The organism is Stenotrophomonas maltophilia group sp. SKK55, from assembly GCF_057179845.1.
Genome location: NZ_JBXUHP010000007.1, coordinates 1 through 14,167, shown reverse-complemented (window position 1 = coordinate 14,167; position 14,167 = coordinate 1). Strand labels below are relative to the sequence as shown.

The following is a 14,167-nucleotide window of genomic DNA, read 5'->3' as shown; positions in this document are numbered from 1 at the left end:
CCCCCAGTGATGTGAAGACAATTTTATGAACGCGTTAATTTTCTGTGACGGGCATCTGCGGCGGCTCCGCCGGGCAGCGCACCGTGACTCTCTTTCGAGGTGCTGGAGCCGTCTTGCCGGGGCCGGTGGCGGGTCCGATGCGCTGCCGGACAACCCGCCGGACGAGCGCGGCAATTCGCCGATCCTGCCGTGGCGCAACATTGATGAGCTGGCCGGGCAGCTGCGTGTGCTGGGGTTGCTGCACCGCTGAGTCGAGCGGCATCGGCCTTCACCCAGCGTCCCGTGTGCAGCGCTAAGGTGGCCCGGCCTGGGATCACCAGGCTTATCAAGGAGCGATGTCGATGCGTACTTTCGGGAAAGTGATCGCCGGTGTTGTGTTCGCGTTGGCCTGCAGCGGCTCGGTGGCCGTGGCCGGACCGGTCCAGCCCTGCGATCTACCCTGCTGGAAGGGTTACCAGGCATGTGTGTCCGGTGGTGGTGATGCCATGGAATGCCAGTACGAATACGATCGATGTGTCATGGAGCGCTGCGGCGCGGTGTAAGCCCAGCCATGCTCGGCTGAAGACGGGCCCCGTCCGTGACGGGGCTCTTCTGTTCGTGCGCAAGGTCGGGCAGTCTCGACACATTCTTCCTGGTGGAGTGGAACATGGCCGTCAAGCGTGTCGTCGCCAACATCGCCACGCCCGATCCCTCACGCGCCGCTGCGTTCTATGGCGAGCTGCTCGGCATGCCGGTGGTGATGAACCATGGTTGGATCGTCACCCACGGCGGGCAGGGCAGTGCGCTGGCGCAGGTCAGCTTCGCCAGTGAAGGGGGTTCGGGCACGCCGGTGCCGGACCTGTCGATCGAAGTGGACAATCTGCAGGACGTGCTCCAGCGCATGCGCGCGGCCGGCATCGCGCTGGAATATGGCCCGGCCGACGAACCCTGGGGCGTTCGGCGCTTCTTCGTCCGCGATCCGTTCGGTCGGCTGTTGAACATCCTCGCCCACGCCTGAGCGGTGGATGGTGCCTCAGGCACGCTTGGCGGTGCGCGCGGGACGATGACCGTCCACCGGCGTGCTGGCCCTGCTCGCGGCATCCGGGCTGCTCCGGCAGCACAGGCGCGCCTGAACGCGCCGCGGTCAGCCCTGCTGGCGTTGTGGACCGTCCCCCGTTGGCGTCTCTTCGGCCGCTTGCCGCTGCTGCCGTGCATTGGCGTGGCGAGCGTGCCCGCCTTCGCGGCCGATCGCTGCCATGTGCTGGCGGTTGCGGCTGATCGCCTCGCCGCCCTTGCGGCCGGCCACGCGTGCCTCGGCCGGGCTGAACTCATGTGCATTGCCGGACGCATGCGCGGCGCGTCCTCCCTTTGCGGCGATCGCGCGCTGCTTGTCCTGGTCCATCGAGGCGAAGCCACGATGGGAAGTGCCGTGGTGCTGGTCGGCCATGGGAAGGCTCCCGTTGCATGGAAGGGAAGCTCATCCTTGCCGGTGCCCGGCTAACGGAGTGTCCGCACCAGTGCGGCTGCCTTCACGCCGCACCGTACTGCTTTTCACGGCGCAGGTACGCCGCTGCGCGCATCGCCCTGCGTGGCTAGGACGAACTGCACCCTTTACCCAGGCCGGCGTGATGGGTTCGTCCACGTTGAACGCGTGGACGCAGCGGCCGGCCAGGACGATTGGTTGATGGCCTGGCGCGCCGATGCCCGCAGCAATGGTGCCGGCGTGCGCGAGGTGCGGGTGATGGAGGGCAACATCCGCTACCTGCGCCTGAGCACCTTCTACCCGCTCGATCTGGCCCGGCCGAAGCTGGCCGCCGCCTTCACCCTGCTGGCCGACACCGATGGCCTGGTGCTGGATCTGCGCCAGAACGGGGGCGGCGACGATGCGAGTGCCGACCTGCTGGTACGCACGCTGCTGGACGCGAAGATCGACGCGGTGCAGCAGCTGGACCAGCGCGGCCGGCGCACGCCGGTACCGCTGCCGCCTGCCAGCCTGCCTGCGTACCTGAAACCGCTGGTGGTGCTGATCGACCGCCGCACCGCTTCGGCGGCCGAATTCGTCGCCTATTCGCTGCAGGCACTGGGCCGCGCGCGGATTGTCGGCACGCGCAGTGGCGGTGCCGCGCATATGTTTGGTGATCCTGTGCTGCTGCCCGATGGCTATCAGATCAGTATTCCCGACCGGCAACCCATCAATCTGCGCACCGGTGGAAACTGGGAACGTACTGGCGTGAGGCCTGATGTGGCCGGCGGCGACGATCCGCTGTTCATCGCGCGGCAACTGCTGGCGCCTGCGAAGTCGTCAAGATGAACGCACGATTGCATGGCTGTCCTATCGCGGATGCGCGATTGCATGCCTAGAATCGAAGCATCCCGGTAGTTCCCGGGCGCTTCGAGTGAATGGACTCAATGAAGATTCTGTTGACCGGCAGTTCCGGCCGCATCGGGCGCGCGATCTTCGGTGCGTTGGCGGCTGCCCACGAAGTGGTGGGGCTGGACCGCAGTCCGTTTGCCACCACGCGCATCATTGCCGATGTCAGCGATCGGCAGGCCGTCGCGCGCGCGGTGCAGGGCGTGGATGCAGTCATCCATACCGCGGCCCTGCATGCCCCACATGTCGGCCTGGTGCCGGATGCGGTGTTCCAGCAGATCAACGTGGAGGCCACCGCACACCTGCTGCAGGCGGCACGCGAAGCCGGTGCACGGCGCTTCGTGCTGACCAGCACCACTGCGTTGTATGGCCATGCCGTGGTGGCCGGTGGCTGCCGTTGGATCGACGAAGACACCGAGCCGCTGCCGCGCACGATCTACCACCGTACCAAGCTGCAGGCAGAGACCCTGGCCGAAGCCGCCGCCACGCCGGGCTTCAGCGTTCGCGTGCTGCGCATGGGCCGGTGTTTTCCGGAACCGCCCGAACGGATGGCGATGTTCCGCCTGCATCGCGGTATCGACGCCCGCGATGTGGCCAGCGCACATGCTGCACTGCTGCTCGACGAAGGCGCCCGGTTCGCGCGCTACCTCGCCTGTGCCCCGACGCCGTTCCGGCGCGAGGACTGCCTGGAGCTGGCCACCCACCCGCGCAGCGTGCTGGCCCGTCGCGCGCCGCAGCTGCTGGCCGAATTCGAACGCCGTGGCTGGCCGCTGCCATTGAGCATCGACCGTGTCTACGACAGTGCCCGCCTGCGCGGCGAGCTGGGCTGGCAACCGTGCTTCGGGCCGGACGACGTGCTTCAGCAGTATGCCGTCGGCAGCATCGAGGTACTGCCGCGGGCACAGTGGATCAAGGACCGCGTGGCCGAGTGAGGGCATCGCGAGAGGGGGAGCGTTGAGCCGACTCTGAGCGGATTCAGGAATGTGCAGGCCGACCGCCTCAACCTCGTTGGCGGGCGGCCGCTAACCCAGTGCGCTTCCAGCGCCGGGCGCGCCCCGGCGGCCGGTGGCCTGCGCGACGGATCGCGCGCCTGCGCGGTGCCCTCGTGGTGCCGGTCGTCCTGAACTGCCTTGCGGACCCTCCCATGTCTTCTTCCCGCTCTGCCGCTGCCCAACGCCCGGGCAGCATCGCCCACAAGTTGATGCTGGGCACCGCCGTGATCGCGCTGCTGTGCTTCGGCCTGACCGCCTTCCTGATCTACCGGCAGGCCAGCGCCAGTCTGATCAGCGCCTCGCGCCAGACCATGACCAGCGAGGCCAACGCTGAGGCGCGCCAGGTGGCGGCTGATCTGGGCACCGCTTTCGCCAGCAATGACGCCATGGTCGAGGCCGTGCTGGCCCAGCGTGCCCGTGGTGATATACCCGACCGCGCCAGCTTGGCGGCGGTGCTCGGCGAACAGCTGCGTGCTCATCCTCAATGGCTGGGCAAGAGCACCATGTGGGAGGCCGATGCCTTCGACGGCAAGGATGCGGAGTTCGTCAATACCGAAGCACACGATGCCACCGGCCGCTACATGAGCTACTGGGCCTGGCAAGACGGCAAACCGCAGCAGTCGGTGATGACCGACTACACCGAGACTGCCAGCGGTTCCGGTGACTGGTACATGGTGCCCAGCCGCGACAAGCTGCCGAAGGTCAGCGAACCTTACGCCTATGACATCGCCGGCCAGAAGGTGCTCATGAGCACCCTGAGCACGCCGATCATCGAGAACGGCAGATTCCTGGGCGTGTTCACCGTCGACTTCTCGCTGGCAGCGCTGCAGAAGCACCTGTCAACGCTGAAGCCGATGGGGGCTGGCCGCGTCGAACTGCTGTCGCCCAAGGGCGTGGTGCTGGCCTCGGCCAATGCCGCCGAGATCGGCAAGCCGCGCAACGATGCCCTGACCCGCAGCATGCTGGCCGACATCGCCGCCGACCGTCCGTTCGAGGCCTTCAGCCCCGACGCGGCCGGCAATGTACGCGTGTATGTGCCGCTGCGCGTGGGCGACGCCCCGCAACGCTTCGCGCTGGGCGTGGTGATGCCGCATGCGGTGATCGTGTCTGAGGCACGCCAGCTGCTGTGGCTGACCCTGCTGGTCGGCGTGATCGCCGCGCTGACCCTCAGCGCCGGCGTCTACGTGCTGCTGCGCCGCCTGGCAATCCGCCCGTTGGCCGAAGCGGTACGCGTGGCCGGAGATGTCGCCGCCGGCAAGCTGGACAGCACGCTGCCGGCGCGCAGCAACGACGAAGTGGGGCGCCTGCTGGACGCAATGCAGGGCATGCGTGGGCAGTTGCAGTCGGTGATGGCTGCGCAGGCCGAAATGGCGCGCCGGCACGATGCCGGTGAACTCAGCTATCGCATGGATGCTGCGGCCTTCCCGGGCGAGTACGGCCGCATGGTGGCCGACAGCAACCAGCTGGTGGCCTCCAGCAATGCGGTCACCCAGCGCCTGGTTGAAGTGATGCAGCGCTATGCCGTGGGCGACCTCAGCGTGGACATGGAAGTGCTGCCGGGCGAGAAGGCGGTGTTCACTGCCGCAATGGCGACCACCAAGCGCAACCTGGCCGCGATCAACGAGCAGATCCAGCAACTGGCCGCCGCCGCCGCCGCCGGTGACTTCGCCGTGCGCGGTGATGCACTGCGCTTCGAGCATGATTTCCGCCGCATGGTGGAGACCCTGAACACAATGATGCAGGTCAGCGACCACAACCTGGCGGCACTGTCGACGCTGCTGCGCGCGATCGCCGCCGGTGACCTCAGTGCGCGCATGCAGGGCGACTTCCACGGCGTGTTTGCGGTGATGCGCGACGATGCCAACAGCACCGTGCAGCAGCTGACCCAGATCGTCGGCCAGATCCAGCAGTCGGCGGCCAGCATCCGCCTGGCCGCCGGTGAAATCGCCGCCGGCAACAGCGACCTGTCGCGCCGCACCGAACAGCAGGCCGCCAACCTGGAAGAAACCGCCGCGTCGATGGAAGAACTGACCTCCACCGTGCGCCAGAATGCCGACCATGCGCTGCAGGCAAACACGTTGGCCGGTTCCGCAGCGGGCGTGGCCAGCGAAGGCGGCCAGGTGGTCAGCCAGGTGGTGCACACGATGGAGCAGATCGAGGCGTCTTCGCAGCGTATCGCCGAGATCATCTCGGTGATCGATGGCATCGCGTTCCAGACCAACATCCTGGCGCTGAACGCCGCAGTGGAAGCGGCGCGCGCCGGTGAACAGGGCCGTGGCTTCGCAGTGGTGGCCAGTGAAGTGCGGGCGCTGGCGCAGCGCTCGGCGGGTGCTGCCAAGGAGATCAAGGAGCTGATCGACGCCTCGGTGGCCCAGGTCGGTGCCGGCGCGCAGCTGGTGCACGGTGCGGGGCGCACCATGCAGGACATCGTCGGTCAGGTCGGCCGGGTCAACGAGATCATGGCCGAGATCTCGGCCGCGTCGCGCGAACAGTCGGCCGGAATCGAGCAGGTCAACCAGACCGTGGTGCAGATGGACGAAACCACCCAGCAGAACGCCGCGCTGGTGGAGGAAGCCAGTGCCGCCGCCCGTGCGATGGAGGAGCAGGCCGAGCAGTTGGCAGTGGCGGTGTCGCGCTTCCGCCTGCAGGCCGAGCCGGAGGGCATGGCCCGCCGCGCGGCTTGATGCCGGAAACGAAGACGCCCGGCGGCTGCCGGGCGTCGGATGCATCCTTGCCGCGCATCCCGCGCAGGTCTGATGGCTCAGAACATTCCTTCAAACGGATTCCAGCTGGCGCGTCCTTCCACCTTTTCCAGGTAGTAGCTGTAGTTGGTGCTGGAGGCGACCAGCAGGTTCATGGCGATGAACAGCATGCGCCCGACGACATCCGGCAGGAACATGCTGACGATGGCCAGCGCGATGTTGATGCCGATCACCACCAGTGCCTTGCGCCACATGCCGAGAATCAGCAGGTAGATGGCGCCGAAGAACAACGCGAAGAAGTTCAGGTTGATCTTCAGGCGGTCACCAAAGGACAGTGCCTTCCAGGCCTGCTTGAAGCCGGGGTTCTTGGGGGCGCCGTGCTGGCGGAAGAAGTTGAAGCGGAACTGCCACTTCGGGCTGAACTGGGACAGGTCGGTGGTATTCATTGGGAAACATCCCTGTGAGAAAACGTTTTCATGATAGGACAAGTCCTATTCAGGATCCAAGCGCTAGCGTCAAGAATGTGACGCCTGCCTTGTTCCCGCGCCTGCGGCCAAGCGCCGCGCCGTCACCCACCCGCCTTGTTTTTAGGATAGGGTGCGCAGTTCCGCTGCCGCCCCGGCTGAACCCGTGCGGCGGCGGGATGTCCATGGAGGTTGCATGACCACACCTGCTACACCGGAAAACGCACCGGGACCGGTGCTCCTGCCGACACCTGAAGTGGTGCAGGCACAACAACTGCTCGCACGCCAGCAACTGGCGGTGGCGATGGACCGTGCGCGCACGGCCGCCACGCGGGATGCGGCTCCGGCCGCGCTGGAAAGCGAGTAACCCGCAACACCGTCGATCGCGCTGGCATGTCGCCAGCGCGATCACGGCGCGTGCCGCCGGTCAGAACCGCGCGGTCATGCTCAGGAAGTAGCTGCGCCCGGCGACGAAGTAGTCGGTGGAGCCTTCCGCATACAGCTTCTTGTCGGCCAGGTTGCTGACGCCACCGCGCAGGGTCAGCACTTCGTTGACGTTCCATGCCGCGGTCAGGTCATACAGCGTATAGGCCTTGAGGAAGGTCTTGGCGGTGCCGGTCTGCCTGCCGGTGTACTGCGCCGACAGGCTGCCGGAAAACACCGTGCTGGGCGCCCAGTCCAGCGACGAATAGCCGGAGAACTCCGGTGTATCGATCAGGTTGCGGCCGGTGGTCAGGTTCCTGGCTTCCTTCATCCAGGTCGCCGAGGTGCGCCAGCGCCACTGCTCGCCGAAGCGGACGTTGAGGTTGCCTTCCATGCCTCGGGTGCGCGCGCGCTGTACGTTGCTCATGCGCGTCCACCAGATGCCGTTGAACCGGCCCAGTGGTGCGTACTCGATCTTGTTCCGGAAGTCGGTGTGGAAATAGGTCACGCCGACATCGATCAGGTCATTGTCGAAACTGATGCCGATCTCGCGGTTGGTGCTGGTCTCCGGATCCAGGTCCGGGTTGCCGGCCATGTAGCACCCGCCGCGGGTGTAGCCCAGCGGGATCAGCGAGGTGCAGCCGCGGCCCCCGGACTGGGTAGCGGCACTGGCCGAGTTCTCGGTCAGGCTGGGCGCACGGAAGCCCTTGGAGACGCCACCGCGGATCGTCCACTGTTCGGCCGGGTGCCACACCAGGTACGCACGCGGGCTGACGTGGCCGCCGAACTGCTCGTGATGGTCCAGGCGCGCGCCCACGGTCAGGGCCAGGGTGCGGTGCAGTTTCAGCTCGTCCTCGGCAAACAGCGCCCAGGTGTCCACGTCCAGAGTGGAGCCGCTGACCGCGTTGCCGGCATAGTCGATCGGCGCGCGGCCGATGGTGTCGGTGTTGGTCAGCTCCTGCCGCTTCCATTGGCCGCCTACGGCGAACTGGTGTTCAACGCCGAGGGTGAACGGCGTGGTCAGGCTGCCCTCGATGATCGTATCGGTCGCTTCGGAACGGCCGGCAGCACCGATGTCGTTCCTGTACTCGGTCCAGTACGCACTGATCTTCGAATTGCCGAAGCGCCACTTGCCATCGTGGTTGAGCGCCAGCGAGCTGCGCTTGAGCTCACTGGCACCCCAGGCACCTTCGTCCTGCTTTTCCAGCGACGCATCGATGAAGGCCTGCTGCACGCCGTGCCCGGCTTCCAGCGACAGTTCCTGTGCGTCGCTCAGCTTCCACTGCAGCAGCGCATCGACGTTGCGGTCCTTCTCGCCGGCATAGGCGTTGCCGTAGACACCGCCGTTGGAGCGGTCCGAATCGCGGCGCATGCTGTTGGCACCGATGCGCAGGCCGAAGCGTTCGCCCAGCGGTCCGGAGAACGTGGCGCCGATCTGCTGGGTATCGCCGCGCTTGCCGTCAGCCGGGCGGGTGTAGCTGTGGGTGGCGCTGCCGTTCCATTCGTCGCCGATGCGCCGGGTGATGATGTTGATCACCCCGCCCATCGCATCGGAGCCATACAGCGACGACATCGGCCCGCGCACCACTTCGATGCGCTCGATCTGGTCCGGCGAGATCCAGTTCAGGTCCTGGCGACCGAGGTCGGGGCGATAGTGGGTCGAGGCCGAGCTGCCCATGCGCTTGCCGTCCACCAGCACCAGCGTGTAGTTGGACGGCATGCCACGCAGCTTGATCTTGGACTGCTCGCCGACGGCGCTGAGGCCGCCGGTCACGCCCGGTACGCGGCTGAGCAGGGCGGCCAGGTCCGGTACCGGCTGGCGCTCGATGTCCTCACGACTGATCACGCTGATGCTGGCCGGGGCATCCTTGATCCACTGCTGGCTGCCTGAAGCCGTGACCACTACGGTATCCAGGTCCTTGGTGGAGGCATCGGCGGCGGCCTCTGCGGCGGCCAGGCCGGGCAGGGCCAGCAGGCAGGCGGTGGCCAGGCGGGTGCGCGGCAGGCGCGCGGAACGGGAACGGGACGACAGGGACATGACGGCTTCCATGGGAGGTGGGGTGACCCGGTGGAAGCAGCAGGCGCAGGCAGACAGCAGGCAGCCCCCCCTTCCGTGGGTCGTCGGGTGCGCGGTCAGGACCGGCGCAGCTGGGTGGGTCGCGGCCGTGCGGAGGACGGTGACCTGCCTGGTTGATTAAATGATAACCGTTCGCGTTTGTTACGATCCAGTACCGGGGGCGATGCAGTGACATCTGGCCATGCCCTGGCGTGATCGCCTGCTATTTGCTGAATGGGGACAAATCCCGGTGTAGACCTTCGCACCCGGCTTACATTCTGCGCCCTAGACTGGGCCGCATTTTCGATTCCGCCCCGTTGGAGATCGTGTGGGTTCCGGTAGTGACAGACATCGACTGTGCGGCGTGAGGCCGACACAGCCAGGACAAGTGCGGGCGCCGGGAAAGCGCGCCGGGAACCTTGGTGCATGCAGCCCGGCCGGGATGGCCGGCCGTGCCGACGGCGCGGAGTAAGCGACGATGGGGGTGCAGACCATCCATGCGGAAGCAGGAACGCCCCGGCTCGATGCCGGCTGGGCGCTGCTGCCCGCTGAATCGCCGTTGCCGATGCCCGAACAGACCCTGCGCGAAGGCGCGCTGAAGGTCCGGCGGCATCGCACCTCGCCACGCTTGATCGGCCTGCGCCGGCTGTACCTGTTTGGTGGCACGCTCGGCATGACCGCCGTGGCTACGCGGATGATGTGGCGGGTGCTGTCGGCCAATGGCATCAGCGTGCTCGAAGCCTGCCTGCTGGTGCTGTTCGTCGGCCTGTTTGCCTGGATCGCGCTCTCCTTTGCCAGCGCCCTGGCCGGCTTCCTGACCGCTGTGTTCGACCGGGGCTATCGGCTCGGCATCGACCCGGACAAGCCGTTGCCGGCCGTGCACAGCCGTACTGCGCTGTTGATGCCGACCTACAACGAAGACCCGCGCCGCCTGCTGGCGGGCCTGCAGGCGATCTACGAGTCGGTGGCGGCCACCGGCCAGCTCGACCGCTTCGACTTCTTCGTGCTCAGCGACACCCGCCGCGAGGACATCGCCGCTGCCGAGGAACAGGTGTTCGCCGAGCTGCGCGAGCGTGTCCCGGAGGGGCAGACGCGCCTGTTCTATCGTCGACGTGGTGACAACAGCGGGCGCAAGGCCGGCAACATCGCCGACTGGGTCCGCCGCTTCGGCGGTGCCTATCCGCAGATGCTGATCCTTGATGCCGACAGCCTGATGACCGGCGACAGCATCGTGCGCCTGGTGGCCGGCATGGAACACAACGCCGACGTCGGACTGATCCAGACCCTGCCGTCGGTGATCGGCGGCCGCACCCTGTTCGCGCGCATGCAGCAGTTCGGTGGCCGCGTGTACGGGCCGGTGATCGCCCGCGGCGTGGCCTGGTGGCACGGTGCCGAGAGCAATTACTGGGGCCACAACGCCATCATCCGTACCCGTGCCTTCGCCGACCACGCCGGCCTGCCGGCGCTGCCCGGGCGCAAGCCGTTCGGCGGCCACGTGCTCAGCCACGATTTCGTCGAAGCGGCGCTGATGCGTCGTGGCGGCTGGGCCGCGCACATGGTGCCCTACCTCGGTGGCAGTTACGAGGAAGGCCCGCCGACGCTGACCGACCTGCTGGTGCGCGACCGCCGCTGGTGCCAGGGCAACCTGCAGCACGGCAAGGTGGTCGGCAGCCGCGGGCTGCACTGGATCAGCCGCACGCACATGCTGATCGGCATCGGCCACTATTTCACCGCACCGATGTGGGCCATGCTGATGCTGATCGGCATCGCCATCCCGCTGTTCCAGGAAGGCATCGATTTCAACGCCCTGCTGCACCTGTCGCCCAGCGTGTACTGGCGCGCACAGGATGAAGAGCAGGTGGTGCGCCTGTTCGCCGCCACCATGGCGGTGCTGCTGCTGCCCAAGGTGCTTGGCTACCTGGCAATGCTGCTGGACCCGGTCGACCGCCGCGGTTGTGGCGGTCCGATCCGTGCCTTCGTATCGATGCTGGTGGAAACCGTGCTCGCCGCGCTGATGGCGCCGGTGGTGATGTACGTGCAGTCACGCGGCGTGGCCGAAGTGTTGTCCGGGCGCGATTCCGGCTGGGACGCGCAGCAGCGTGACGACGGCGGCATCTCGTGGATGGCGTTGATCCGTGGCTACGGTGGCCTGGGGGTGTTCGGCGCCTTCATGGGCGTGCTGGCCTGGGCGGTGTCGCCGTCGCTGGCGGCCTGGATGGCGCCGGTGGTGATCGGCATGGTTCTGGCCGTTCCGGTGGTGGCGCTGACCTCCTCGCGCGGCCCCGGTGCTTTCCTGCATCGCCTCGGCCTGCTCGATATTCCCGAAGAGAACATTCCGCCACCGGTGCTGGTACGCGCCGCGCAGCTGCGGCGGGAAGCGGCCGAGCAACCGCCGCTGTACTGATTGCCCCGCGCCAGCGGCATAATGCGGCTCGAACTTGAAGGAGCCGCATCATGCTGCAAACGGTGGAACAGGAAACCGGCGCCTCGCCGCAGTGGTCGGTGATCTGGTTGCACGGCCTCGGCGCCGACGGCCATGATTTCGCGCCGATCGTGCCGGAACTGGTGCGGCCGTACTGGCCGGCGCTGCGCTTCGTGTTCCCGCACGCACCCGTGCGGCCGATCACGATCAACAACGGCGTGCCGATGCGCGGCTGGTACGACATCGTGGGCATGGACTTCCGTTCGCGCGCCGACATGGCCGGCGTGCAGGAATCGGTGGTGCAGCTGGACGCACTGATCGCGCGCGAGATCGAGCGCGGCATCGCGCCGGAGAAGATCTTCCTGGCAGGCTTCTCGCAGGGTGGGGCGATCATCCTGACGGCCGCGCTCTCGCGTACCGCGCCACTGGCCGGCCTGATCGCGCTGTCCACCTATCTGCCCGAAGCCGACAGCGCCACGCGTGTTGACGGCGCGGTGCAGGTGCCGGTGTTCATGGCCCATGGCAGTGGCGACCCGGTGATCCCGCAGGCCGTCGCCGCGCACAGCGCGCAGGCACTGCGTACGCTGGGCCTGGATGTGGCGTGGCACAGTTACCCGATGGCCCACCAGGTCTGTGCCGAGGAGATCCAGGCACTGGGTGACTGGCTGCAGGAACGCCTGGGCGCCGCCTGAGCCATGTCGCCGGCCAGCACACCGCCGTGGATGCCGGAACTGTGCCGCCTGCCACGGCTGGCGGCGATGCTCGGCCTGGCCGAGCTGGTGGTGGTGGTACTGGCGCTGGCGCCGGACGGCAGCCGTCACTGGACCTTCGGCGAACTGCTGTCTGCCAGCGGATTCGCGCTGTGGCTGGCGCTGGCGGTGACCGCCAGCCTGTGCCTGCTGCGGCCGACCCTGTCGCGGCTGCCGCCGGTGATGGGCGCCATTGCGGCGACCGTGCTGGCCACCCTGATCGCGGTGGTCTGCGCCGGCATCGTGCACGCGCTGTACGCGGTGCTGGGCGACAACTTCGCCAGTGGCATCAGCTTCTGGCGTTTCACCCTCGGCAGCGCGGCAACCACGGCGCTGATCGCCGCGCTGGCGCTGCGCTACTTCTACGTAAGCGATCGCTGGGCCGCGCAGGTCCAGGCCAACGCGCGCGCGCAGGCCGACGCGCTGCAGGCGCGTATCCGCCCGCATTTCCTGTTCAACAGCATGAACCTGATCGCCAGCCTGCTGCATCGTGACCCGGCAGTCGCCGAGCGCGCGGTGCTGGACCTGTCCGATCTGTTCCGTGCCGCGCTGGGGGCGGGCGAGGGCGATTCCACCCTGCGCGACGAATGCGAGCTGGCCGAGCGCTACCTGTCGATCGAATCGCTGCGCCTGGGCGAACGCCTGCAGGTGCGTTGGCAGCGCGACGAGCCGCTGCCATGGGACCTGCCCTTGCCAAGGCTGGTACTGCAGCCGCTGGTGGAAAATGCCGTGCTGCATGGCATCTCGCGCCTGCCCGACGGCGGCACCATCGAACTGCAGCTGGCGCGCGAGGGCAATGAGCTGCAGATCCGCGTACGCAACCCGGCACCCGATCCGCAGGCGCCGGGGCTGGCGCTGGCACGCGGCGCCGGCCATGCCCAGCACAGCATCGGCCATCGGCTGGCCTGGCGCTTCGGCAGCGCCGCGCGGATGACGGCTGGCTGGAGCGAGGGCTACTATGCCTGCCAGGTGACAGTGCCGATCCAGTGAGGGAACGATCGTGAGGGTAGTCATCGCCGACGACGAACCGCTGGCGCGCGAGCGCCTGCGCAGCCTGTTGGCGGCACAGGACGGCGTGGACGTGGTGGCCGAGGCCGGCAACGGTGAGCAGGCCCTGCACGCGTGCGCGGAGCTGCAGCCGGACCTGGTCCTGCTGGATATCGCGATGCCCGGGCTGGATGGCCTGGAAGCGGCCCGCCACCTGGCCAGCTTCGAACCCCGGCCAGCGGTGGTGTTCTGCACCGCCTACGATGCGCATGCGCTGTCGGCGTTCGAGGCCGCAGCGATCGACTACCTGATGAAGCCAGTGCGTGCCGAACGGTTGGCGGCGGCGATCGCGCGTGCGCGCACGTTCCTGGCCGGCCGCGGTGGCCGGCCACAGGAGCACAGCGGGCAGCAGGCACGCAGCGTGCTGTGCGCACGCCTGCGCGGCAGCCTGCGCCTGATTCCGCTGGACGATATCCACTACCTGCAGGCCGAGGAGAAGTACGTGGTGGTGCACCACGCGCGCGGCGAGGACCTGATCGAGGAATCGCTGAAGTCGCTGGAAGAAGAGTTCGCCAGTCGTTTCATCCGCATCCATCGCAACTGCCTGGTGGCGCGCCACGAGCTGGTGGAGCTGCGTCGGGGCTCGGGCGGGCAGGTGCAGGCGGTATTGCGGCATGGCAAGCAGCCGCTGGAAGTCAGCCGCCGGTGCGTGGCGACGCTGAAGCAGGAACTGCGGCATCTGTGAGTGGTCCGCGCGGCCTGCGGCCGCGACTGCTTGCGAGCAACGTCTGAAGCAACAGCAACAGCAACAGCAACAGCGTTTCATGGCTCGGTGTTGCTACGTGCTGGGTCGGGCCGGGGTGGGGGCGCGGGACACGCCGTAAACCCTTCCATGGGGGCTCGATGGCGCCATCCATGGCGCCAACTGATCTGGCCCCCTGAAAACGGACGCCATGAAGCCGTTTCAGGCGGCAGCCCGGAGCTGCCGGGCGTAGTTGTTAGGCGAGTGGTAGCCCAGCGCC

13 protein-coding genes and 1 pseudogene are annotated in these 14,167 nt (G+C 67.6%); 11 read left to right on the top strand and 3 right to left on the bottom strand.

Going from position 1 to position 14,167, the window contains the following annotated elements:
- Positions 1-25 precede the first annotated feature (25 nt).
- The 3 genes from AC2A1N_RS04045 (at position 26) to AC2A1N_RS04035 (ending at position 997) form a co-directional block, all read left to right on the top strand.
- Positions 26-250 (top strand): hypothetical protein, encoded by a 225-nt coding sequence (locus AC2A1N_RS04045; protein WP_231352307.1) that lies wholly within the window; start codon positions 26-28, stop codon positions 248-250.
- A 91-nt stretch (positions 251-341) separates the two neighbouring features.
- Positions 342-542, top strand: coding sequence for a hypothetical protein (locus AC2A1N_RS04040; RefSeq protein WP_134968115.1), 201 nt, complete (start codon positions 342-344; stop codon positions 540-542).
- 104 nt (positions 543-646) lie between these two features.
- The gene (locus AC2A1N_RS04035) at positions 647-997 is read left to right on the top strand and encodes a VOC family protein (protein WP_242889991.1); all 351 of its coding nucleotides are present in this window, start codon (positions 647-649) and stop codon (positions 995-997) included.
- 126 nt (positions 998-1,123) lie between these two features.
- Here the strand turns inward: AC2A1N_RS04035 and AC2A1N_RS04030 are convergent, their stop codons facing one another.
- On the bottom strand, positions 1,124-1,426 hold the full coding sequence (locus AC2A1N_RS04030; RefSeq protein ID WP_061478111.1) for a KGG domain-containing protein: 303 nt from the start codon (positions 1,424-1,426) through the stop codon (positions 1,124-1,126).
- A 180-nt stretch (positions 1,427-1,606) separates the two neighbouring features.
- Here AC2A1N_RS04030 and AC2A1N_RS04025 point away from each other — a divergent pair.
- The 3 genes and pseudogenes from AC2A1N_RS04025 to AC2A1N_RS04015 form a co-directional block, all read left to right on the top strand.
- Positions 1,607-2,290: pseudogene (locus AC2A1N_RS04025) on the top strand (S41 family peptidase); the annotation flags it as partial.
- A gap of 98 nt (positions 2,291-2,388) precedes the next feature.
- On the top strand, positions 2,389-3,282 hold the full coding sequence (locus AC2A1N_RS04020; RefSeq protein WP_061478110.1) for an NAD-dependent epimerase/dehydratase family protein: 894 nt from the start codon (positions 2,389-2,391) through the stop codon (positions 3,280-3,282).
- Between the two features lie 212 nt (positions 3,283-3,494).
- Positions 3,495-6,026, top strand: coding sequence for a methyl-accepting chemotaxis protein (locus AC2A1N_RS04015; protein ID WP_061478109.1), 2,532 nt, complete (start codon positions 3,495-3,497; stop codon positions 6,024-6,026).
- A gap of 77 nt (positions 6,027-6,103) precedes the next feature.
- Here AC2A1N_RS04015 and AC2A1N_RS04010 read toward each other — a convergent pair whose 3' ends face one another.
- On the bottom strand, positions 6,104-6,490 hold the full coding sequence (locus tag AC2A1N_RS04010; protein ID WP_014648516.1) for a DUF2628 domain-containing protein: 387 nt from the start codon (positions 6,488-6,490) through the stop codon (positions 6,104-6,106).
- Between the two features lie 214 nt (positions 6,491-6,704).
- Here AC2A1N_RS04010 and AC2A1N_RS04005 point away from each other — a divergent pair, with 214 nt between their 5' ends.
- Positions 6,705-6,875 (top strand): hypothetical protein, encoded by a 171-nt coding sequence (locus AC2A1N_RS04005; protein WP_005419553.1) that lies wholly within the window; start codon positions 6,705-6,707, stop codon positions 6,873-6,875.
- Between the two features lie 60 nt (positions 6,876-6,935).
- Here the strand turns inward: AC2A1N_RS04005 and AC2A1N_RS04000 are convergent, their stop codons facing one another.
- A complete protein-coding gene (locus tag AC2A1N_RS04000; RefSeq protein ID WP_242889995.1) occupies positions 6,936-8,969 on the bottom strand; it encodes a TonB-dependent receptor domain-containing protein in 2,034 nt (677 codons plus the stop codon).
- Positions 8,970-9,465: 496 nt separating this feature from the next.
- Here AC2A1N_RS04000 and mdoH point away from each other — a divergent pair, with 496 nt between their 5' ends.
- The 4 genes from mdoH to AC2A1N_RS03980 are packed head-to-tail and all read left to right on the top strand — an operon-like array spanning position 9,466 to position 13,890.
- Positions 9,466-11,391, top strand: coding sequence for a glucans biosynthesis glucosyltransferase MdoH (mdoH, locus tag AC2A1N_RS03995; RefSeq protein WP_005419550.1), 1,926 nt, complete (start codon positions 9,466-9,468; stop codon positions 11,389-11,391).
- 50 nt (positions 11,392-11,441) lie between these two features.
- The gene (locus AC2A1N_RS03990; protein WP_242889997.1) at positions 11,442-12,101 is read left to right on the top strand and encodes an alpha/beta hydrolase; all 660 of its coding nucleotides are present in this window, start codon (positions 11,442-11,444) and stop codon (positions 12,099-12,101) included.
- Between the two features lie 3 nt (positions 12,102-12,104).
- On the top strand, positions 12,105-13,148 hold the full coding sequence (locus AC2A1N_RS03985) for a sensor histidine kinase (RefSeq protein ID WP_061478105.1): 1,044 nt from the start codon (positions 12,105-12,107) through the stop codon (positions 13,146-13,148).
- Between the two features lie 10 nt (positions 13,149-13,158).
- Positions 13,159-13,890 (top strand): LytR/AlgR family response regulator transcription factor, encoded by a 732-nt coding sequence (locus AC2A1N_RS03980; RefSeq protein ID WP_061478104.1) that lies wholly within the window; start codon positions 13,159-13,161, stop codon positions 13,888-13,890.
- Positions 13,891-14,167 lie beyond the last annotated feature (277 nt).

Coding starts and splice junctions, on each gene's coding strand:
- AC2A1N_RS04015 (WP_061478109.1), top strand. CDS start 3,495: ATGTCTTCTTCCCGCTCTGCCGCTGCCCAACGCCCGGGCAGCATCGCC.
- AC2A1N_RS04005 (WP_005419553.1), top strand. CDS start 6,705: ATGACCACACCTGCTACACCGGAAAACGCACCGGGACCGGTGCTCCTG.
- AC2A1N_RS04035 (WP_242889991.1), top strand. CDS start 647: ATGGCCGTCAAGCGTGTCGTCGCCAACATCGCCACGCCCGATCCCTCA.
- AC2A1N_RS04030 (WP_061478111.1), bottom strand. CDS start 1,426: ATGGCCGACCAGCACCACGGCACTTCCCATCGTGGCTTCGCCTCGATG.
- AC2A1N_RS04010 (WP_014648516.1), bottom strand. CDS start 6,490: ATGAATACCACCGACCTGTCCCAGTTCAGCCCGAAGTGGCAGTTCCGC.
- mdoH (WP_005419550.1), top strand. CDS start 9,466: ATGGGGGTGCAGACCATCCATGCGGAAGCAGGAACGCCCCGGCTCGAT.
- AC2A1N_RS04045 (WP_231352307.1), top strand. CDS start 26: ATGAACGCGTTAATTTTCTGTGACGGGCATCTGCGGCGGCTCCGCCGG.
- AC2A1N_RS04040 (WP_134968115.1), top strand. CDS start 342: ATGCGTACTTTCGGGAAAGTGATCGCCGGTGTTGTGTTCGCGTTGGCC.
- AC2A1N_RS04000 (WP_242889995.1), bottom strand. CDS start 8,969: ATGTCCCTGTCGTCCCGTTCCCGTTCCGCGCGCCTGCCGCGCACCCGC.
- AC2A1N_RS03990 (WP_242889997.1), top strand. CDS start 11,442: ATGCTGCAAACGGTGGAACAGGAAACCGGCGCCTCGCCGCAGTGGTCG.
- AC2A1N_RS04020 (WP_061478110.1), top strand. CDS start 2,389: ATGAAGATTCTGTTGACCGGCAGTTCCGGCCGCATCGGGCGCGCGATC.
- AC2A1N_RS03985 (WP_061478105.1), top strand. CDS start 12,105: ATGTCGCCGGCCAGCACACCGCCGTGGATGCCGGAACTGTGCCGCCTG.